18 protein-coding genes and 2 tRNA genes are annotated in these 18736 nt (G+C 69.7%); 3 read left to right on the forward strand and 17 right to left on the reverse strand.

The window, feature by feature from the left end:
- Window positions 1–111: 111 nt before the first annotated feature.
- From AC3ANP_RS15380 to AC3ANP_RS15395, 4 genes are read right to left on the reverse strand one after another with little or no spacing between them, the layout of a single operon-like run.
- Window positions 112–1359 (reverse strand): class I SAM-dependent methyltransferase, encoded by a 1248-nt coding sequence (locus AC3ANP_RS15380; protein ID WP_488331005.1) that lies wholly within the window; start codon window positions 1357–1359, stop codon window positions 112–114.
- Window positions 1356–2765 (reverse strand): class I SAM-dependent methyltransferase, encoded by a 1410-nt coding sequence (locus tag AC3ANP_RS15385; RefSeq protein WP_488331006.1) that lies wholly within the window; start codon window positions 2763–2765, stop codon window positions 1356–1358. Before AC3ANP_RS15385 ends, AC3ANP_RS15380 begins: the two co-directional genes overlap by 4 nt.
- Window positions 2762–3493 (reverse strand): DUF1365 domain-containing protein, encoded by a 732-nt coding sequence (locus tag AC3ANP_RS15390; RefSeq protein WP_488331007.1) that lies wholly within the window; start codon window positions 3491–3493, stop codon window positions 2762–2764. The genes AC3ANP_RS15385 and AC3ANP_RS15390 overlap by 4 nt, the downstream gene beginning before the upstream one ends.
- On the reverse strand, window positions 3490–4908 hold the full coding sequence (locus AC3ANP_RS15395; RefSeq protein ID WP_488331008.1) for an NAD(P)/FAD-dependent oxidoreductase: 1419 nt from the start codon (window positions 4906–4908) through the stop codon (window positions 3490–3492). The genes AC3ANP_RS15390 and AC3ANP_RS15395 overlap by 4 nt, the downstream gene beginning before the upstream one ends.
- A 203-nt stretch (window positions 4909–5111) precedes the next feature.
- Between AC3ANP_RS15395 and AC3ANP_RS15400 the strand changes: the two genes are divergently transcribed.
- The 3 genes from AC3ANP_RS15400 to AC3ANP_RS15410 all read left to right on the forward strand — a co-directional run bounded on the left by AC3ANP_RS15400 (window position 5112) and on the right by AC3ANP_RS15410 (window position 6981).
- Window positions 5112–6032 carry a LysR family transcriptional regulator gene (locus tag AC3ANP_RS15400; protein ID WP_488331009.1) on the forward strand — a complete coding sequence of 307 codons (921 nt, stop codon included), beginning with the start codon at window positions 5112–5114 and terminating at the stop codon, window positions 6030–6032.
- A gap of 90 nt (window positions 6033–6122) precedes the next feature.
- A complete protein-coding gene (locus AC3ANP_RS15405; RefSeq protein ID WP_488331010.1) occupies window positions 6123–6629 on the forward strand; it encodes a DUF2004 domain-containing protein in 507 nt (168 codons plus the stop codon).
- 154 nt (window positions 6630–6783) lie between these two features.
- Entirely contained in the window at window positions 6784–6981 is a 198-nt protein-coding gene (locus tag AC3ANP_RS15410) for a hypothetical protein (RefSeq protein ID WP_488331011.1), read from the forward strand.
- 16 nt (window positions 6982–6997) lie between these two features.
- On the opposite strand, the gene AC3ANP_RS15415 is transcribed toward AC3ANP_RS15410, so the two are convergent.
- The 13 genes from AC3ANP_RS15415 to rpmA all read right to left on the reverse strand — a co-directional run bounded on the left by AC3ANP_RS15415 (window position 6998) and on the right by rpmA (window position 18701).
- A complete protein-coding gene (locus AC3ANP_RS15415; protein WP_488331012.1) occupies window positions 6998–8251 on the reverse strand; it encodes an ROK family transcriptional regulator in 1254 nt (417 codons plus the stop codon).
- Between the two features lie 146 nt (window positions 8252–8397).
- Entirely contained in the window at window positions 8398–9567 is a 1170-nt protein-coding gene (locus AC3ANP_RS15420; RefSeq protein ID WP_488331013.1) for a class I SAM-dependent methyltransferase, read from the reverse strand.
- A gap of 59 nt (window positions 9568–9626) precedes the next feature.
- A complete protein-coding gene (locus AC3ANP_RS15425; protein WP_488331014.1) occupies window positions 9627–10787 on the reverse strand; it encodes an NAD(P)-binding domain-containing protein in 1161 nt (386 codons plus the stop codon).
- Window positions 10788–10872: 85 nt separating this feature from the next.
- A tRNA-Ala gene (locus AC3ANP_RS15430) sits at window positions 10873–10948 on the reverse strand.
- Window positions 10949–11125: 177 nt separating this feature from the next.
- Window positions 11126–11201 (reverse strand) — tRNA-Ala (locus AC3ANP_RS15435).
- Between the two features lie 122 nt (window positions 11202–11323).
- Entirely contained in the window at window positions 11324–11725 is a 402-nt protein-coding gene (gene rsfS / locus AC3ANP_RS15440; protein WP_488331015.1) for a ribosome silencing factor, read from the reverse strand.
- Between the two features lie 145 nt (window positions 11726–11870).
- A complete protein-coding gene (locus AC3ANP_RS15445) occupies window positions 11871–13217 on the reverse strand; it encodes a hypothetical protein (RefSeq protein WP_488331016.1) in 1347 nt (448 codons plus the stop codon).
- A gap of 7 nt (window positions 13218–13224) precedes the next feature.
- Window positions 13225–13848 carry a nicotinate-nucleotide adenylyltransferase gene (gene nadD, locus AC3ANP_RS15450; protein ID WP_488333083.1) on the reverse strand — a complete coding sequence of 208 codons (624 nt, stop codon included), beginning with the start codon at window positions 13846–13848 and terminating at the stop codon, window positions 13225–13227.
- Window positions 13849–13903: 55 nt separating this feature from the next.
- Complete coding sequence (locus tag AC3ANP_RS15455; protein WP_488331017.1) at window positions 13904–14134, reverse strand: hypothetical protein; 231 nt, start codon at window positions 14132–14134, stop codon at window positions 13904–13906.
- A 98-nt stretch (window positions 14135–14232) separates the two neighbouring features.
- Window positions 14233–15564, reverse strand: a complete 1332-nt coding sequence (locus AC3ANP_RS15460) for a glutamate-5-semialdehyde dehydrogenase (protein WP_488331018.1) — start codon at window positions 15562–15564, stop codon at window positions 14233–14235.
- A complete protein-coding gene (proB, locus tag AC3ANP_RS15465; protein ID WP_488331019.1) occupies window positions 15561–16742 on the reverse strand; it encodes a glutamate 5-kinase in 1182 nt (393 codons plus the stop codon). Before proB ends, AC3ANP_RS15460 begins: the two co-directional genes overlap by 4 nt.
- Window positions 16732–18321: a GTPase ObgE gene (obgE, locus tag AC3ANP_RS15470; RefSeq protein WP_488331020.1), complete on the reverse strand. Its 1590-nt coding sequence runs from the start codon at window positions 18319–18321 to the stop codon at window positions 16732–16734. The genes proB and obgE overlap by 11 nt, the downstream gene beginning before the upstream one ends.
- Before the next feature lie 116 nt (window positions 18322–18437).
- A complete protein-coding gene (gene rpmA, locus AC3ANP_RS15475; RefSeq protein ID WP_009372867.1) occupies window positions 18438–18701 on the reverse strand; it encodes a 50S ribosomal protein L27 in 264 nt (87 codons plus the stop codon).
- Window positions 18702–18736 lie beyond the last annotated feature (35 nt).

Here is an 18736-nt window from a genome sequence, read left to right on the forward strand (position 1 = left end):
TCGCCCCGCGGACGGCGTGTCGCGCCAGTGGCCGCAGCCACAGAAAAAGCGGGCACAGAAAAGGCGGGCACCGCGGCGCCCGCCCAGCTTCTGCCGTGCCTGTGACCGTTGCTACTCCGGCCGGCTGCAGAGGAGCTGTTCCACGCCCATCCGGCCCTCCGCGAAGCTGCGCAGCGCGCCCACCAGGTACAGCCGCCAGACCCTGGCGATCTCCACGCCCATCATTTCGACGGCGGCCTCGTGGTTCTCCTCGAACCGGGCATACCAGGCCTCGAGCGTGCGGACATAGTCGCGGCGCATCGCCTGGACCGCCTCGACCTCCAACCCCGCCCGCTCCAGGAATCCCAGGGTCTCCCCGACCGGGCGCATGTGCATATCCGGGGCAATGAACCCTTCGATGAATGGCCCGCCGCCCGGGTGCTTGCCGCGCCGGGACATCTGCTGGACCAGCACCCGGCCGCCCGGTACCACGTTGTGGAACAGCGCCGCCGCGTACACGGGGTAGTTCCGCTGCCCTACGTGCTCACCCATTTCCAGGGAGGCGACGGCGTCGAACGGCCCGTCCGGGATTTCCCGGTAGTCCTGCACCCGGATCTCAACGCGCCCCTCCAGCCCGCGTTGCTTGATCCGTGCGTCGATGAAGACCTTCTGTTCCACCGACAAGGTGACGCCGACGACGTCGACGCCACAGTGCTGCGCGGCATGCAGGCTCAGCGAGCCCCAGCCGCAGCCGACGTCGAGCAACCGCATGCCGGGCTCCAGCCCCAGCTTGCGGCAGACCAGATCCAGCTTGTCGCGCTGGGCGTCCTCCAGTCCGTAACTGCCGGACGGGCCCCCCTCCCCTGCCTGCTGGGTCCAGTAGCCGCTGGAATAGGCCATCTGCGGGTCAAGGATCAGGGCGTAGAAATCGTTGCTCAGGTCGTAGTGGTGGCTGATCACCGCCCGGTCCCTGACCAGGCTGTGCAGCCGCCCCTTCACCCGGGCCTGGCTGGCCGGCGGTTCCGGCGGGGCGCCGAGGGCACCGGCCGCCTTCGCAAGCCGTGCCAGCCCGGCCAGGAGCGAAGGCGTGGGGCGGACGCCGGTGAGGCCGCGGTCCCGGACCACCTTCCACAGGTGTTCCAGGACCGAGTTCAGGTCGCCGTCGACGTCCAGTTCCCCGGTCACGTAGGCCTGCGCCGCGCCCAGTTCGCCCGGCGCCCAGAGCAGCCGGCGGATGGCGTTCGGCGACGTCAAACGCACCACCGGCGCGCCGGCCGGGCCGGCCTCGCTGCCGTCCCACACGGCCAGCCGGACCGGCAGTTCCCCGCCGACCACCGGCCGCAGGACTTCCTCGATGGTCTGCGCGAGCCCCTCGCTCATGCCCGGCCCGCTCCGCCGGCGCGTTTCGCGGCGACCTTGCCGGAGACCCGGTCCAGCACGATCTGCTGCACATCCAGGTACCCGGTTTCGAAGCCGGCCCGGGAATAGCACAGGTAGAAGAGCCACATCCGCTGGAAGACCTCGTCGAAGCCCAGGTCACGGACCTCCGGGCCGCGGGCCATGAAACGCTCGGCCCACAGCCGCAGGGTCTGGGCGTAGTGCTCCCCCATGGCCAGGCGTTCCCGGACCCGGAGCCCGGTCTGCTTCTCGGTGACCTCCTCAATGGCACGTACCGACGGGATGACCCCGCCCGGGAAGATGTACTTGTGCACCCAGGTGTAGCTGGTCCGGGTCGCGATCAGCCGGTCATGGCCGATGGTGATGGCCTGGATGGCGACCCTTCCGCCGGGTGCCAGGACCCGTTCGATGGTCTGGAAATAGGTGGTCCAGTACTCGTAGCCCACCGCCTCAATCATTTCGACGGACACGACGGCGTCATACTCGCCTTCGACCGCCCGGTAATCCTTGAGCTCGATGGTGACGGCATCGGCATAACCGGCCTCGGCCACGCGCCGCCGCGCCAGTTCCTGTTGTTCGCTGGAGAGGGTTACCGAGTAGACAGTGGCCCCACGGGCCGCCGCCCGGAGGGCGAGTTCGCCCCAGCCGGTGCCGATTTCCAGCACCCGTGTCCCTTCCCGGACGCCCGCCTTGTCCAGCAGCCGGTCGATCTTGGCCTGTTGGGCCGCGGCCAGGTCTTCCCACCCGACGCCGCGCAGCCCGTCACCGCGATCGGGGAACAGGGCACTGGAGTAGGTCATGGTGCTGTCCAGGAAGGTCCCGAAGAGTTCGTTGGACAGGTCGTAGTGCCGGGAAATGTTGGAGCGGGTGTTTTGCTCCGTGTTCCGCTCGGTCCGCGGCGTGCGGGGCAGGTAGAGGCCCCGCAGCTTCTGCAGCGGCTCGGGCACCAGGGAACCGACCCGGGCGGCAAAGACCTCCATCACCGCGGTGAGATCATCCGCGTCCCAGTCTCCGGCCATGTAGGACTCGCCCAGGCCGATCAGGCCGCCGTCGCCCAGCCGGGTGGCAAACGCCTCCGGCCGGTGCATCGTCATGACCGGGACGGGCGCGCCCTTCGCGCTGCCCAGGCCCAGCACGCTGCCGTCGGGATAGCGGACCTCCAGCGGCAGCCGGCGTACCGCGGCCCGGAAGATCACGTCGGCGGCCCGTCCGGCCAGCCGTGCCTTCAGGCTCGACGGTACGGCGGCGACGCTGGGCCAGATCCCGGCGTCGATCACGGCTGGAGGCTGCGGCACCGTGTAAGGAACCGTGTAGGGCGCCGCGGGGGAACCGGTTCCGGTGTCCGCCGCCTCCGCGGCGAGGGGCCCGGTCGCTTCGGTCATGGTCACTGGACTGCCTCCTGTGAGGGGTGGTGTGGTCTCTTGATGATGGGCAACCTGCGGGCCCAAAGCTTGATTCCCTGCCAGCGGATCTGCGCCGCCACCCGCAGCGGGGCCAGCGGGACGGCGAGCGCCGCCGACAGGATGTTCCGGGCCGTGGCGTCTTGGCGGATGCCGTCCACGGTGGCGACGAAGGGCTTCTGCCCGTCGCGTTCGAGCACGATCGAGACGGCCAGCCGCTCCGCGGGTTCCGGCAGCTTCATCCGGTACCGGCCGTCGACGTCGTTGAACGGCGACACGTAAAAGGCCTTGGGAACGGTGGCGCGGCCGGCGTCGTCCGTCTCCAGCAGGTAGCAGTGCCGCTCCCCGTAGGTGTTGTGGACCTCAGCCACCACACAGCGCAGGCTGCCGGCGGCGTCGTGGCACCAGAACAGGCTCAGCGGGTTGAAGACATGGCCGAACACCCGGGCGCTGGCCAGCATGCTGATCCGGCCGCCGTCGAGCGTGATGCCCTGGGTGGCGAGGTAGCGTTCGACGTTGCCGCGCAGGGTCCCGTCCGGGTCGCCCAGGTGGTCCGCCGGGGAGAAGCCGGCCAGCGGGGACAGCCAGCGCGGCAGCGCCGGAAGCGCGTCGACGTCGACATACCAGCTGTAGCTGCGGTAGGTGAACGCGTTGCGCAGCGGGGTGCGGCGGACGTGGGCGATCGAGGTGCGGTAGATCGCTGCGGTGCCGCTCATGCCCCCTCCAGGGCTGCATTCTGCAGCTCCGCATCCTGCAGCTCCGCATCCTGCCGCTCCGCATCCTGCCGGGCGACGGCGGGTTCCCAGTCCCGGCCCAGCCGGGCCGCCGCGCGCACCCCGGACAGGGCGCCGTCCTCGTGGAAACCCCAGCCGTGGTAGGCACCGGCAAACGCCAGCCTGCGGTCGCCGAGGCCCCGGATCTGCTCCTGGGCGCGCAGCGAATCCGGAGTGTACTGCGGGTGTTCGTAGACCATCTTCTCCAGCACCGTGCCGTCCCCGATCAGTTCGGACTCGCCCAGGCTGACAATGTAGCGCCTGCCGTCCGCCGGTTCCAGCCGCTGCAGCCGGGTCATGTCGTAACTGACCAGGACCCGGTCCGGGCGGGCGTTGCAGGAGGGCAGCCGGTAGTTCCAGGAGGCCTTGGCGTTGTCGCTGGCGGGCAGCACGGCATCGTCCCGGTGGAAGACTGTGTGGTTGACCGAATACGGCATCCCCCCCAGCGCCTGGCGTTCGGCGTCGGAGGCGTCTTCGAGCATCGTCAGCGCCTGCGCCGGGTGCGTGGCGATCACGACGGCGTCAAAGTACTCGGTGTTTTCCGTGCCGGTGTTTTCCGTGCCGGCCTGCCGGGAGCTGATCTCCACCCCGGCGGGGTGCCGCCGGACACGCGTCACCGGGCTGGCCAGGCGGATGTCCGGCAGCGTCGCGGCGAGCTTGTCCACGTAGCTGCGCGAACCGCCGGTGACGGTCCGCCACTGCGGGGAACCCTTGACCCCGAGCAGTCCGTGGTGGCCCAGGAAGGTGAAGAGGTAGCGGGCCGGGTAGGCGAGGGCAGTGGTCGGGTCACAGGACCAGACAGCGCTGACCACGGGGGTCATGAAGTGCACGATGAAGTAGCTGCTGAAGTTCTCCCGGTCCAGGAACTCGCCCAGGGTCGGCTCCGGCGTGCCTGCCGGTGCGGCCTGCGCCGCGCTGAGCAGGGCCCGGGCCCGCCGGTAGAAGCGGGTGACCTCCAGCAGCATCAGCAGGTAGCGGCCGCGCAGCACAGTTGAGGGCCGGGGAATGATGCCGCGCCCGCCGGCCCGGGCGCCGGCATATTCCAGTCCGCAGCCGTCGCAGCGGATGGACATGCTCATCTCCGAGTCCTGGGTCCGCACGCCAAGTTCCTCGAACAATCGCAGCAGGGTGGGGTAGGTCCGCTCATTGTGGACGATGAAGCCGGTGTCGATGCCCAATACCGAGCCGTCCGCCTGGCCGACGTCGTGGGTGTGGGCGTGGCCGCCGAGCCGCGCATCTGCCTCGAACACCGTCACGTGGTCCCGGCGGCTGAGGACATAGGCGGCCGTCAGCCCGGCCACCCCGCTCCCAATCACGGCAACCCGCCGCCCGTCCGGGATACTGGCTCCTCGCTCCACTGCTTTACTCCTGTCGGTCGCCTGCATTGCCTGAGGTGCCCGGGCGGGCCCCTTTGAGTGGCAATTCGTCGCCACGCGCCGTTCGGATGTGTGCGACTTTCCGGACAGCGCAAAAGCCACTGCGGGCAGCGCCTGCAACCAATGTGCCAGAATGAAGCGGGATTCCGCTCCCCCCTCACCGCCACCATTCGAAGGGCCCGCCGTTGATCAACCCCGTGCACCTCAGGACGCTGGTGGAGGTGGTCCGGCTCGGTTCGTTCGCAGCGGCCGCCACCCGGCTGGGCTACACCGCCTCGGCAGTGTCGCAGCAGATGTCCGCGCTGGAGCGGGACACCGGGGTGGAACTGTTCCAGCGCTCAGCGCGCAGCATCAAGCCCACGGACTCCGCCGTCGTCATGACCCGGCACGCCGCCAAGGTCCTCACCGATATCGACGCGCTCCTGGCCGCCGCGGCCCGCACCCAGGAGGGCGCCGGCCAGGAACTCCGGCTCGGCATCTTCCCCAGCCTGGCGACCTACGTCCTGCCCCGCATCCTGCAGAACCCGGCGTGGAAGAACCTCGGCATCGAGCTGCGGGTCTCCGTGGCCGAGCCGGGCCAGACCATCCAGGGCCTGCGCACCGGCGGCGAACTCGACATTGCACTGGTCTACCAGGTGGGCCAGTCGGGCCTGGCCTGGCCGCACACCTTGAACCGGCAGTGGGTCGGCGACGACAACTTCCGGGTCGTACTGCCCGCCGCGTGGGGCATCGGGCCAGGCTCCAACGTGGCTGCCGACCACCTCTCCGAGATGCCCTGGATTGTGCACCACCCCGGCACCTCCGACGCCACCGTGATCGAACGGCTCTTTGCCAGTTGCAACCTGCACCCCCGGGTGGTGGCCTACAGCGACGATTTCCACGCCAGCCTGGGCATGGCCGCCGCCGGCCTCGGCGCGGCCCTGGTCCCGGAACTGGCCCTGCAGCACCGGCCCGACGGCGTCGTGGTCCTCGACGTTCCGGAGATCCGGCTGGCGCGCAACGTCTTCGCCCTGCTGCCCAAGGACCAGCAGACCGCGCAGGTCCAGCTGTTCGTCGAGCTGCTCGCGGACACCATGCACCAACTCGGCGCCGCGCGCCGCGACTGACGCCCGGGCCACCGCCCTGGCAGCCAGGCAGTAACGGACAAATACCGCGCAATGCTGGAAGGGGCCAGTATTGAGGACTATGTTGAAGATATGCGCAGGGTAGCCAGCCAGCACTTTGGAGAGGTCGACCTCAACCACGGCCATGACCACTGCTACGCCGCGCGCCACGAGCTGGCGGGCCAGCCGGTGGAACTTGACCTGACCGTCAGCGCGCACGACCACTTCGACGAGGCGGCCCTGCACAAGGTCGACTACCGGCTGCGTTTCCTGCCCGAGGTGGTGGACCAGGTCCGCGAGATGATCGCCGAGGAGCTGGAGCAGGAAGGCACCAGCCCGCAGGAGTACCTCCGGTTTCATTGCAACGCCCTCAAGCCAGAGACGCTGCGGCAGATCTTCGGCGTAAACGAACGGTCCGAGCTCACCACCAGGGTGTTCCTGAACGCCCTGAAGCTGGGCCATGTGGGCATCTTTCCCGGCCAGCCCGAGCGTTACTTCGTGCTCGACTTCACCCTCGGCGCGCGCTTCACCGACGAGGTGCTGGTCGCCTCGACCGATGAGGACGGCGTGGTCGACGACGAGATTGTCTGGGCACCCTGAAGCGACTGCTCCGCAGCGGCCCTTTTGAGAGGTCAAAACGGCGTCTGCTCGGCAGTCGATGCCTCAAACGTACGACGGCGGCCGCTCCCCTTGCGGCGTGGGCGGACGCCGTCAGCCACTCCCCTACGCGCCGGGGCAGGTCTATCCTGAGGGCATGATCCAGCTACCAGCCAGTTACCAGGAGTACCTCGCCGGCCAGACCGAGAGCGTCGTCAACGCGGTCCGTCCGATTCTGATGCAGTCGGCCGCGGACCGGCGGCACGGCGTGCGGGTGGTGGTGCATCCGCACGACCACCAGGCGCACCTAGACGAAACGATCCCGTTCGGCACCGTGATCGAAGACATCGACTGACTGCAGGCCTGCTGTATCAGCCCTCCAGCAGCAGCCGCTGCGAACGCGGTGCCAGGGTGTGCTCCAGGACCAGGCAGGCCGCGCCCACCGCAGCCACGTCCTCGCCCACGCCGGTGCCCACCACCTCGATTCCGTGGATCTTGCCCGTGGCGCTGTTGGCCCGGACCAGGTCCGAAATGTGCCCCAGGTAGGCCGTCTCGAGGCACCTCCAGAACGGGCCGCCAAAGACCACGCGGTCCACGTCCAAGGCGTTGGTGACCGCAGAAACAGCCCGGCCCACCAGCACGGCGGACTTGTTGATGATGGCCAGCGCTGCCTCGTCGCCGGCGTAGGCCAGCGCGCACAGTTCCGCGAAGCGTTCCTGCACCGCCGGGGCGCTCCGCTCCGTGCGGTCCCCGTCCAGCAGCCCGTCGGCCTCCGCCTGGGCCACAAGGGCCTGCGGGATGGCGGACGACTTCAGGCAGCCCCGTTGGCCGCAGTCGCATTCCGGCCCGTCGGGATCCACGATAATGTGGCCGATTTCGCCGGCGTTGCCCGAGGTGCCGCGGATGACCTCGTCGTTGAGGACGATGCCGCAGCCGATTCCGGTGCCCATGTACACGAAGACGAAGCTCCCGGCGCCACTCGGGCCGCCGGCCCAGGTCTCGGCCACCGCCGCGCTGGTCACGTCCTTGTCCAGCAGCGTGGACAGGCCCGTCGCCTCGGCGAGGGCGTCACGCAGCGGGACGCGTTCCCAGCCGGGCAGCAGCGGGGGGTCCACCACCGCGCCCTCCTTGAGGTCGATGGGCCCCGGCGAGGCGACCCCCAGCCCGGCGACCCTGGTCCGGTCCACGCCGGATTCCTCGATCAGCTGCCGGATCGCGCCGGCGATGATCCCGATGATTGCTTCCGGGTCCGCCCGCGGCGGCGTGGTGATCCGGGCATGTTTGACGACGGAGCCGACCAGGTCCAGCAGCACGAATGTCAGGACCGCGGGATCGAGGTGCACCCCGACGGCGTACATACCGCCCGGGTTGAGCCGGAGCATGGTCCGGGGTTTGCCGGGGCCGGTCCCTTCCTTGCCGGCCTCGACAATGAGATTCTGGTCCAGGAGCCGGCGGGAAATGTTCGAGATGGTCTGCGGTGAGAGCCCGACGATCTGCGCCAGCTCCACCCGGCTGAGGCCGCCGGGGGCGCGGCGGATCGCGTCGAGGATGACCGTGAGGTTGAAGTCCCCCATCCGCGGGAGGTTGGTACCGCGCCGTGGCGACGGTGTGCGGATCTCAGTCACTGATACCTCTGTATGTCTTCGAAGTGTTGGCGGCGAAGCACTGCTGATGTCTGCATGCTACGGTACTCGCGCTTCAGATCCCGCACCTTCGCGGTACCCCTTCCGCACCCGGCGCGTCCCGCCGGACGTCCCGTCCGCTGCAGGGCCTACGCCCCTGCCCGGCGGACACTGGCGGTGACCGTGAACTTCGCGTTGCGGCCCACCTCGCGGGTGGGGCCGACCAGCCGTTCCAGCGCCGTCCGGTAGCGCAGGTGGCTGTTGAAGACGGTCCAGAGTTCGCCGCCGGGGACCAGCACCCTGGCGGCGGCCTCGATCAGCTTGACCGCCGCCCCGGCATGGACCGCCGCGCCGAGGTGAAAGGGCGGGTTGAGCAGGACCAGCTCCGCGGAGGCGTCCGGCAGGGTGCTCATGGCGTCGTCCTGCAGGGCCTCGATCCCGCCGTCAAGGCCGTTGGCGCGGGCCGTGGCGCGGGCGGACTCGACGGCGGCCGCGGACCGGTCGGTCGCCGTCACCCGGGTCCCGGGGTGGCTGCGGGCGTACATGGCGGCCAGGATCCCGGTGCCGCAGCCGAGGTCGACGGCGCGCGGCACGGCTGGCATGTCCGGCAGGAAATCCAGCAGGAACCGGGTCCCGATGTCGAGGCCGGTGCCGGCGAACACCGCACCCCGGGCGCAGACCGTTAGGTCCAGCTCGGCGTTGTGTTCGATCCTGGGAAAGGCCGGGGAACCGTCGACGGGCCGGGGTGACCGGGCCAGCAGGAGCCGGGACTTTTGCCGCGCCAGTTGGGGTTGCACCTCGCCGAAATAGCGCTCCAGCACGGCGTTCATGCCCAGGCTCATGTGTTTGACCCGCCCGCCGGCGAGCAGTACCACGCCCGGTGCGGCGTGCCGGGCAACGGCGTCGGCGATCTCCTCCAGTTCGCTGAGCGACCTGGGCAGCTGCAGCAGGACCAGGCCGGCGCCGTCGAGGGCCGCGTCCAGCGGGAGCTGCTCGAAGCCGTCCGTGAGTCCTGCGGCGGTGGCATTGCGAAGCAGCGCGCGTTCGCCGGTGACCAGGTCCTGGTGCACCCGCACCGCGCCGCCGTCGGTGGCGGCGTGCCATCCCTGGGTCAGCACGCCCAGGGTCAGCGCGCCGTAGCGGTCACCGACGACGGCGATCCGGGCGGCGGGGTCCAGCCGGCCGGCGGTGCGCAGTTCGGCGGCCGTGTCCAGCAACAGCCGGTCGGTGGCATCCCAGGCCTGCAGGTTGGCCGCTTCGACGTCGGGGAATCTCCGGAGCCGGGAAAGCAGGGTGTCAAGGCCTGCACTTTCTGCCATGGGTGCCCCTTCTGCTCTGGCGGATTCTTCTCTGCCGGACTCTTCTCTGCCCGTCACGTTCAGCCGCGCGTGGGTGACAGGGCCGGCTGCCGGCCGGGGCCGGTGAGCAGGCTGACGATACCGGCGACGGCGGCCCGCCCGGCGCGGTTTGCCCCGATGGTCGAGGAGGAGGGCCCGTAGCCGACCAGATGGACCCTGGGCTCGGCCGCCACCCGGGTGCCGTCCATGGCGATGCCGCCGCCGGGTTCGCGCAGGTGCAGCGGGGCGAGGTGTTCCAGCTCGGCCCGGAAACCGGTGGCCCAGAGGATGACGTCCGCGGCCAGGAAGCCGCCGTCGGCGAGCCGGACCCCGCCGGGTTCGATGGCGGTGAACATCGGGTTCCGGTGCAGCACCCCGCGCTTGGCGGCGGCGCGCAGGGCCGGCGTCCAGATCAGGCCCGTGACGGCAACGACGCTTTGCGGCGGGAGCCCCTGGCGCACCCGTTCCTCCACCAGGGCGACGGCGTCGTGTCCGGCCTGCCGGTCAAAGGCGGCGTCCCGCCATATCGGTTCACGGCGGGTGAACCAGGTGGTGCTGGTGACCTGGGAGATCTCGTCCAGCAGTCCGACGGCGGAGATCCCGCCGCCCACGACGATCACGTGCTGGCCGCGGAACGCTTCGGCGGCGACGTAGTCCGCGACGTGCAGCTGCCGGCCGCGGAAGCTGGACTGACCCGGATAAATGGGCCAGAAGGGCCGCGTCCAGGTGCCGGTTGCGTTGATCACGGCCCGGGACTGCCAGGCGCCGTCCGTGGTCGCCACGCGCAGGAGGCCGGCCGGGTCGCTGTCCTCGCGGCTGACGGCCTGGACTTTCACGGGGCGGCGGATGGCCAGGCCCAGTTCCGCCTCGTACTCTCCGAAGTAGCGGCTGAGGAAGCTTGAGCTTGCCTCCTGCGGGTCCACCGACGGCTGCGGGATGCCGGGCAGGTCGCTGATGCCGTTCACGGTGGCCATCAGCAGGCTCTTCCAGCGATGCCGCCAGGCACCGCCGGGGCCGTCCTCGGCGTCGAGCACCACGTAGCTGAGCGTTCCTGGTTCGGGGCGGCCGGCGCCGGAGCTGCCGGCTGGGATGAATCCGCGCCGCTGCAGGTGGTAGGCGGCGGAGAGGCCGGCCTGTCCGGCGCCGATCACGACCACGTCGGCGAATCGCCCCGAAGGCTCCTGCGGCGGGACTTCGTTCACGTTCCTCATCCTAATTGAGCGGCCGGCGGCAAATAAAAGCGAGAAATACAAAAACGAGGCCCCGCTCCAAGAGCGGGACCTCGATTGGTGGAGCTGAGGGGACTCGAACCCCTGACCCCCTGCATGCCATGCAGGTGCGCTACCAGCTGCGCCACAGCCCCAAAACCACCGTTGCAGCCGGCCCGCTGGCGGGTTCGATCAAGCAACCTGATTAGCTTAATCCACAAAGCCGCTGGACGCTAATCGGCGCGCCGCGGCATTCCAGCAACGGGGCGCCTTTTCCGGCTGCTCCAAAAAACAAAAATGTCCGCCGGAATCTTGCGATTCCGGCGGACAGTTGGTGGAGCTGAGGGGACTCGAACCCCTGACCCCCTGCATGCCATGCAGGTGCGCTACCAGCTGCGCCACAGCCCCGAATTTTCGCTGCTCCGTGATCGATCTCCGCGAAGCAACTCAAATATCTTAGAACAGCACTTCTGAAAATTCCAAATCGGGCATATTCGGCGCGGTCCGGCCCAGGCGGCGGCGTTCCGGGGCTAGTCCGTCTCGGTGGCGGCGGCAGCCTTCGCCGAAACGTCGTCCGCCAGCTGGAGGTCGACCACCGGGCAATCCTTCCAGAGCCGCTCAAGGGCGTAGAACACCCGGTCTTCCTCGTGCTGGACGTGGATGATGACGTCGGCGTAGTCCAGGAGGACCCAGCGTCCGCCGGAGCGGCCTTCGCGGCGGACCGGCTTGCGGTCGAATTTGGCCAGCTCGTCCTCGATGCCGTCCACGATGGCGTTGACTTGCCGCTCGGACGGTGCGGACGCAATCAGGAACACATCGGCCAGGGCAAGCCGCTCGCTGACATCCAGGGCGACGATGTCTTCGGCCAATTTGTCCGCGGCCGCTCGGGCGGCGTGGCGGGCTGTGGCGATGGATGAATCAGTTGCAGTCACGGGACTCCTTGGTAAACGTTAAAAGCTGTTGAAAGTGAAACTTACGAGTGGCTGCGGAACCGCGCCGTTCCCCGGGCGGGCCGCAGAGGCAAGACCGGCTCCCTCACGGGGTGCAGGCCATGTCGGTGTCGGTGCCGGTCCGGGGTCAGTGACCCAGTCCGGTGATGATCAGGACGACGCCGGTGATGAGCGCCAGGACGCCCAGCGCCAGAATCCCGAGCTGAAGGGTACGCAGGCGCCGGGCCCGGCCCAGTCCGGCTGTCGCCACGTCCAGTGGTTCCAGGCCGTAGGCGGCGTTGGCGGCCACCGGCGGACCGGCGGCCAGGTCCTCCCCCGCTGACGGTGCGTCCGGCCGGGCGGCGGCGGACCCCAGGAGCGGGCGGCGGCCCGCCTGTGCGGCTGCTTCCGCCCGGGCGAGGACGCCGGAGCGGCCGTTGACGGCGGAGCCATCGCGTTGGCGGGAGGAGCCGGGCCGGCGCGAGGTACGGGTCGGCTGGACCTTGGGGCTGGGGTTGGTGACCAGCGGCACATATGACGTGGCAGGGCGCTTCATGACCGGCCGCTCCACGCCAGGGACCTCGACAAATTCCAGCGGCGTCACCATGGCGAGGTTGCTGGCGGTCGAGGGGTCGTTGCGTGGCTGCTCGGCCCGCGGGTCGTTGCGTGGCTGCTCGGCCCGCGGGGAGGGCTGGCTGTTCTGCTCGGCCAGCTTCTGCTTCGCCGCGGCCCGCCGGTTCAGGACCGCCGCCCGCTCGGCAAGCGCGATTTGCTCGGCAAGTACCTCGGGATTGACGGCTTCCGGATCGGTGGCGGCGATGTGTTCCATCTTTGCCAGCTGGTTGCGGGCCTGTTCCGCGAGGAGTTCCCGCGCCGCAAGGGCCTGCTCAACGCTCATGCCTTCCGGCAGCTGGCCGCCCGGGCCGGCAGTTTCGGGACCGGCAGTTTCCGGACCGGCAGTTTCCGGACCGGCGGGCTGTCCCCCGGCACCGGGCTGTCCTGGGGCAGCAGGCTGCCCTGCGACGACGGGGTGCGAGCGGGTCCGCGGCGACGGCATCGGAACGATCGGGTTGGCGGAGGTGGCGGGCGCCGTCTCCTCGGCCAACTGCTGGAGCCGCAGCTGCCGGCGGGTGAGCGGTCCGCCGACGGACAGCTGCCCTTCCTTCTCGGCCAGCTCCTTGATGGTGCGCAGCGCGGCGCGGTCGCGGGCGCGGATCTGCGAGGACCGTTGTGACGTGGTCTGTACCTGGTCTACCGGGCCGGCATACCGGCGTCGGCCGGTGGTTTCCGCCTCGGTCGGCTCCGCCGGGCGGTCCGAGAACGCGGGGTTCGTGCCGCTCTTGGCAGGTCCGGAATCGGCCGGGCCGCCCGTTTGCGGCGCAACGGGAACAGCACCGGCACCCGTGGTACCGGCGCCCGGTTTCACTTCCTGGCGCTCATCCCTGGCCCGGCGCAGTTCGCGGCGGCTGCGGATGGGAGGCTGTTCCTGACTCATTGAAGGCTCATTCGGTGCTGGCGGTTTGGGTTGGTTCGGAGACCGGCCCGGAGGCGTGAATGTCGGGGCCGGACTGGCTGTCGTACAGTCCGTACTTGGCGATGTATTGGACCACCCCGTCCGGCACGAGGTACCAGACCGGGTTGCCCGCGGCGACCCGGACCCGGCAGTCCGTCGAGGAGATCGCCATCGCGGGGACCTCGAGCAGGCTGACGTCGTCGCGGCCCATGCCGTCAAGCTCATGCCCGGGCCGCGTCACCCCGACAAAGTGCGCGAGCGACCACAGCTCGTTGATGTCCTTCCAGGACAGGATCTGGGCCAACGCGTCGGCGCCGGTGATGAAGAACAGGTCGGCGTCCGGGCGCAGCCTGTGCAGGTCCCGCAGGGTATCGATGGTGTAGGTGGGGCCGGGACGGTCGACGTCCACCCGGCTCACCGTGAACCGCGGATTCGAGGCGGTGGCGATGACGGTCATGAGGTACCGGTGTTCGGCCTCGCTGACGTTCCTGCTGCTCTTCTGCCAGGGCTGACCGGTAGGAACGAACACCACTTCGTCGAGGCCGAATTTCGCGGCGACCTCGCTGGCCGCAACGAGGTGGCCGTGGTGGATCGGGTCGAATGTCCCGCCCATCACACCGAGCCGCAGGCGGCGTGTCGCGCCGTGCTGCTTCACTGTGGCGGAAATATCAGTGGCCCGGGCCCGGGTGCTTGGCCGGGTGCTGGCGGTGCGGATCCGCGTGCTCCTCGACAACTTCGTGGCGCTTGCCAAGGTTGCCGTAGGACAGGGTGATGAACATCAGGACCAGCAGGACCGCGAACATCGCGCCGCCGATCACGAATGGCGGCGCAATGAGCGGCGCCAACTCCTCGTGTTCGACGGCGGCGCTGACGGACGTGGCGATCTGCTGAAACAGCATGTTCTCCCCTACTAGGTTCACTAATTTACGACGGCGGACGTTCCCGCCGTTCCTGGCTTCTGTTCCATGTTACCGCGTGGGCCGGTGGACGCGCGTTGCTAGGCGCGGACCTGTCCTTCGCCCTGGACGATCCACTTGGTCGTGGTCAGTTCGGTCAGGCCCATCGGACCGCGGGCGTGCAGCTTCTGCGTCGAAATGCCCACCTCCGCACCGAGGCCCAGCTCGCCGCCGTCGGTGAAACGGGTGGAAGCGTTCACAATCACCGCGGCCGAATCCACCTCGGCAATGAAGCGCTCGGCGTTGGCCAGGTCGTTGGTCAGGATGGCCTCGGTGTGGCCGGTGGACCAGGTACGGATGTGCTGCACCGCCTCGTCCAGCGAGTCGACCATGGCCACGGCCAGGTCCAGGTCCATGTATTCGGTGGCCCAGTCCGCCTCGGTGGCCGGGACGGAGTCAACCTCCGCCGGCAGCGCCGCCCGGATCCGGTCGTCCGTGTGCAGGGTGACCCCCGCGCCGCGCAGGGCCGCCGCGACCGCGGGCAGCACCGTCGAGCCGGAGTGCACCAGCAGCGTCTCCACGGTATTGCAGACGCTGGGGCGCTGGGTCTTCGCGTTGAGCAGGATCTCGACGGCCATGTCCTCGTCCGCGGAGGCGTCGAGGAAGATGTGCACGTTGCCTTCGCCGGTCTCGATGACCGGCACCGAGGAGTTCGTCACGACGGTCTGGATCAGCTCGCGGCCACCGCGCGGAATCAGCACGTCGACGCGGCCGCGGGCACGCATCAACACATTGGCGCCCTCACGGCCGTAATCGTCGACGCTTTGGACGGCGTCGGCGGGCAGCCCGGCGGACTCCAGGGCCGCGCGGAGGATGCCGAGCAGGGCCGCGTTGGTGGCGGCGGCGGCGCTTCCGCCGCGCAGGATCACGGCGTTGCCGCTCTTCAGCGCCAGCCCTGCGATGTCCACGGTGACGTTGGGGCGCGCCTCGTAGATGGCGGCGACCACTCCCATCGGCACGTTCACCTGGCGCAGCCGCAGCCCGTTCGGCAGGGTCTGGCCGCGGACCACGTTGCCTACCGGGTCCGGCAGTCCGGCAAGGTTTTCGAGGGCCGCGGCGAGGGACCGCACCCGGGGACCGGTCAGGGTAAGCCGGTCCAGCAGCGCGGCGGAGGTCCCGCCGGCCCGGCCGGCGGCGACGTCCTCGGCGTTGGCGGCCAGGATCGCATCCTCATGCTCCAGCAGCGCCGCGGCCACCGAGCGCAGGCCGTGGTCCTTGAGGGCACGGTTGGCGCGGGCCATCCGGCGTGACGCCACGCGGGAGCGGTCCGCAATGGCGTGGACGGCCGCCTCGACCACCGCTGCGGCTGCCGGCACGCCGGCGGGCGCGTCGTTGGCAGGCAGGGCGGGGGGCGAAGTCAGGGCCTCAGTCATGCTCCAAGTTTAGGCGAGCGGAGAGCCTGGACCAGCACCAGGTCGTCAACATGAACAACTTCGCGGTCATAACCGCGTCCCAGCGTCCTGCCGAGTTCGCGGGTGGAGCGGCCGAGCATCTGCGGCAGTTCGTCGGCGCCGTAGTTCACCAGGCCGCGGGCGATCACCGTTCCGTCGGTGCCGACCATCTGCACGGCGTCGCCGGCTTCGAAGTCGCCGCGGACCGCGGTGATCCCGGCGGGCAGCAGCGAGGTGTGGCGGTCCCGGACGGCCCGGACGGCACCGTCGTCGAGCACCAGGCTGCCTTGTACGGACGCCAGGTGCGCGAGCCAGAGCAGCCGGATCGGTTTGCGGGCGCCGTTGACGGAGAACCAGGTGCCGACGTCCTCCCCGGCCAGGGCCGCGGCGGCGTTGGCGGTGGAGGTGACAAGTGCGTGGATACCGGAGCCGGCGGCGATGGAGGCGGCCTCCACCTTGGTGACCATGCCGCCGGTGCCGACGCCGGCCTTGCCGGTACTGCCGATGGAGACGCCCGCCAGGTCGCCAGGCCCGGAAACGTGCGGGATCCGGGTGGCGCCGTGGGAGGGGGGCCCGTCGTAGAGCGAGTCGACGTCGGAGAGCAGCACCAGTGCATCGGCGCGGACCAGGTGCGCTACCAGGGCTGCGAGCCGGTCGTTGTCCCCGAAACGGATCTCGTGGGTGGCGACGGTGTCGTTTTCGTTGACCACCGGCACCACGCCGAGGTTCAGCAGCCGGTCCAGGGCGCGGAAGGCGTTGGTGTGCTGGCTGCGGCGCATGAAGTCGTCGGCCGTGAGGAGCACCTGGCTGACGGTGACGCCGTGCGCGCCGAACGCATGCGTGTAGCGGGCCATCAGCAGGCCCTGGCCCACGCTGGCGGCGGCCTGCTGGGTGGCGAGGTCACGGGGGCGCTTCGCCAGGCCCAGCGGGGCCAGGCCGGCGGCAATCGCCCCGGAGGAGACCAGGATGATCTCGGTGCCGGCGTTGCGTTTGTGCGCCAGCGCGTCGGCGAGGTCGGTCAGCGCTTCGTCGTCGATGCCGCCCTTGATCGAGGTGAGCGAGGAGGACCCGACCTTGACCACAATCCGGCGGGCGCCGGCGAGGACGGCGCGCCCCGGTGCCCCGGCCGCGCCGGGAACGGCGACGGCGTTACTCGTCATCGGTCTCGCCGAGTCCACTCTCCTTGAGCGGCTGCGGAGCGCGGCGGCCACTGACCGACTCGGTCCAGATCCCGGCCTTGCGCTCGGCTTCGAGCTCGGCCCGGGCGGCGGCCTTGGCCTCGCGGCGCTCCTGCTGTTCCTCGCGCTTTTGACCGCGGGTCGGGCGGTCGCCGATGTCGGCGAACCGGACGTCGGTGCCGCGCGGCGAGGCCAGCAGCTCGGCGCCGGCCATCATGGTCGGCTCCCAGTCGAAGACGACGCCGTCGTCCTCGCCAATGACCACGGTGTCGCCCGGCTTGGCGCCCTGCTTGAACAGCTCGGTCTCGACGCCCAGTTTCGCGAGGCGGTCCGCGAGGTAGCCGATCGCTTCCTCGTTGGTGAAGTCGGTCTGCTTGACCCAGCGAACCGGCTTGTCGCCGAGCACGCGGAACAGCGGTTCCAGGTTCTTTTCCTCGCGGCGGATGATGAAGCCGCTTTCGTTGACGGCGCGGGGGCGCAGCACGGGGGCGTGCACCTTGGGCGGGGTCGCGGCCACGGCATCGCGCGCGGCCTTCACGATCTCGGCCATGGCGAAGCCGAGCTGGCGGAGCCCCTCGTGGCTCGTGGCGGAGATTTCGAAGACCTTGTAGCCGCGGTTTTCGAGTTCCGGCCGCACGAACTCGGCCATGTCCTTGCCGTCCGGAAGGTCCACCTTGTTCAAGGCGATCAGCCGGGGGCGGTGGTTCAGCGGCACGACTTCGCCGTCCGAACCGGCGTAACTCATGTCCACGGCGTACTTTTCCAGCTCGGCTTCGATCACCGCGAGGTCGGAGAGCGGATCACGGTCCGCTTCCAGGGTGCCGCAGTCCAGGACGTGGACCAGCGCGGCGCAGCGTTCCACGTGGCGCAGGAAGTGGTGGCCGAGGCCCTTGCCCTCGCTGGCGCCTTCGATCAGTCCCGGGACGTCGGCGATGGTGAACCGCACGTCGCCGGCCTGCACGACCCCGAGGTTGGGGATCAGGGTGGTGAAGGGGTAGTCGGCGATCTTGGGTCGCGCGGCGGACATGGCGGCGATCAGGCTGGACTTACCGGCGGAGGGGAAGCCGACCAGGGCGATGTCCGCGATGGACTTCAGTTCCAGGACGATGTCGCTGGAGTCGCCTTCGATGCCGAGCAGGGCGAAACCGGGGGCGCGGCGCTTCTGCGAGGACAGCGCGGCGTTGCCGAGCCCGCCCAGTCCGCCGGCCGCGGCGATGAATTCGGTGCCCTCGCCGACGAGGTCCGCGAGGACCGTGCCGTCCTTGGTCTTGACGACGGTGCCTTCGGGAACCGGAAGAACCAGGGTCTCGCCGTTCTTGCCGCCGCGCCAGTCCCCCATGCCGGGTCCGCCGTTGGTGGCGTGCCGGTGCGGGGCGTGGTGGTAGTCGAGCAGGGTGGTGGTTTGCGGGTCCACGCGCAGGATGACGTCGCCGCCGTTGCCGCCGTTGCCGCCGTCGGGGCCGCCGAGCGGCTTGAACTTCTCGCGGTGCACGGAGACACAGCCGTGGCCGCCGGTACCGCCGGATACGTGCAGTACTACCCGGTCTACAAAGCTCGCCACGTGGATCTCCTCAATGCTGTTCCTCGGGTCCGCGAGGGGCCCAAGATGATTGTAATGCGGTTAAAACACCGGTGGAGCGGACCTACTGGCCCGCTCCACCGATTTAGAACTGGTTGTTACTCTGCGGCTGCAGCAGCCACGATGTTCACAACGCGACGACCGCGGCGGGTGCCGAACTCGACGGCGCCGGGGGTCAGAGCGAACAGGGTGTCGTCGCCGCCGCGGCCAACGCCGGCGCCCGGGTGGAAGTGGGTGCCGCGCTGGCGGACGATGATCTCGCCTGCGGAGACGACCTGGCCACCGAAGCGCTTGACGCCGAGGTACTGGGCGTTGGAGTCACGACCGTTGCGAGTGGAGCTCGCGCCTTTTTTATGTGCCATTTGAAATGCCTGCCTTTAAAATTCTGGGGAATCTG

Source organism: Arthrobacter sp. JB02-1C (genome assembly GCF_057748045.1).

Coding starts and splice junctions, on each gene's coding strand:
- nadD (WP_488333083.1), bottom strand. CDS start 13,848: ATGGGCGGGACATTCGACCCGATCCACCACGGCCACCTCGTTGCGGCC.
- AC3ANP_RS15405 (WP_488331010.1), top strand. CDS start 6,123: ATGCGCAGGGTAGCCAGCCAGCACTTTGGAGAGGTCGACCTCAACCAC.
- proB (WP_488331019.1), bottom strand. CDS start 16,742: ATGACGAGTAACGCCGTCGCCGTTCCCGGCGCGGCCGGGGCACCGGGG.
- AC3ANP_RS15455 (WP_488331017.1), bottom strand. CDS start 14,134: ATGCTGTTTCAGCAGATCGCCACGTCCGTCAGCGCCGCCGTCGAACAC.
- AC3ANP_RS15380 (WP_488331005.1), bottom strand. CDS start 1,359: ATGAGCGAGGGGCTCGCGCAGACCATCGAGGAAGTCCTGCGGCCGGTG.
- AC3ANP_RS15420 (WP_488331013.1), bottom strand. CDS start 9,567: ATGGCAGAAAGTGCAGGCCTTGACACCCTGCTTTCCCGGCTCCGGAGA.
- rpmA (WP_009372867.1), bottom strand. CDS start 18,701: ATGGCACATAAAAAAGGCGCGAGCTCCACTCGCAACGGTCGTGACTCC.
- AC3ANP_RS15445 (WP_488331016.1), bottom strand. CDS start 13,217: ATGAGTCAGGAACAGCCTCCCATCCGCAGCCGCCGCGAACTGCGCCGG.
- AC3ANP_RS15460 (WP_488331018.1), bottom strand. CDS start 15,564: ATGACTGAGGCCCTGACTTCGCCCCCCGCCCTGCCTGCCAACGACGCG.
- AC3ANP_RS15410 (WP_488331011.1), top strand. CDS start 6,784: ATGATCCAGCTACCAGCCAGTTACCAGGAGTACCTCGCCGGCCAGACC.
- AC3ANP_RS15390 (WP_488331007.1), bottom strand. CDS start 3,493: ATGAGCGGCACCGCAGCGATCTACCGCACCTCGATCGCCCACGTCCGC.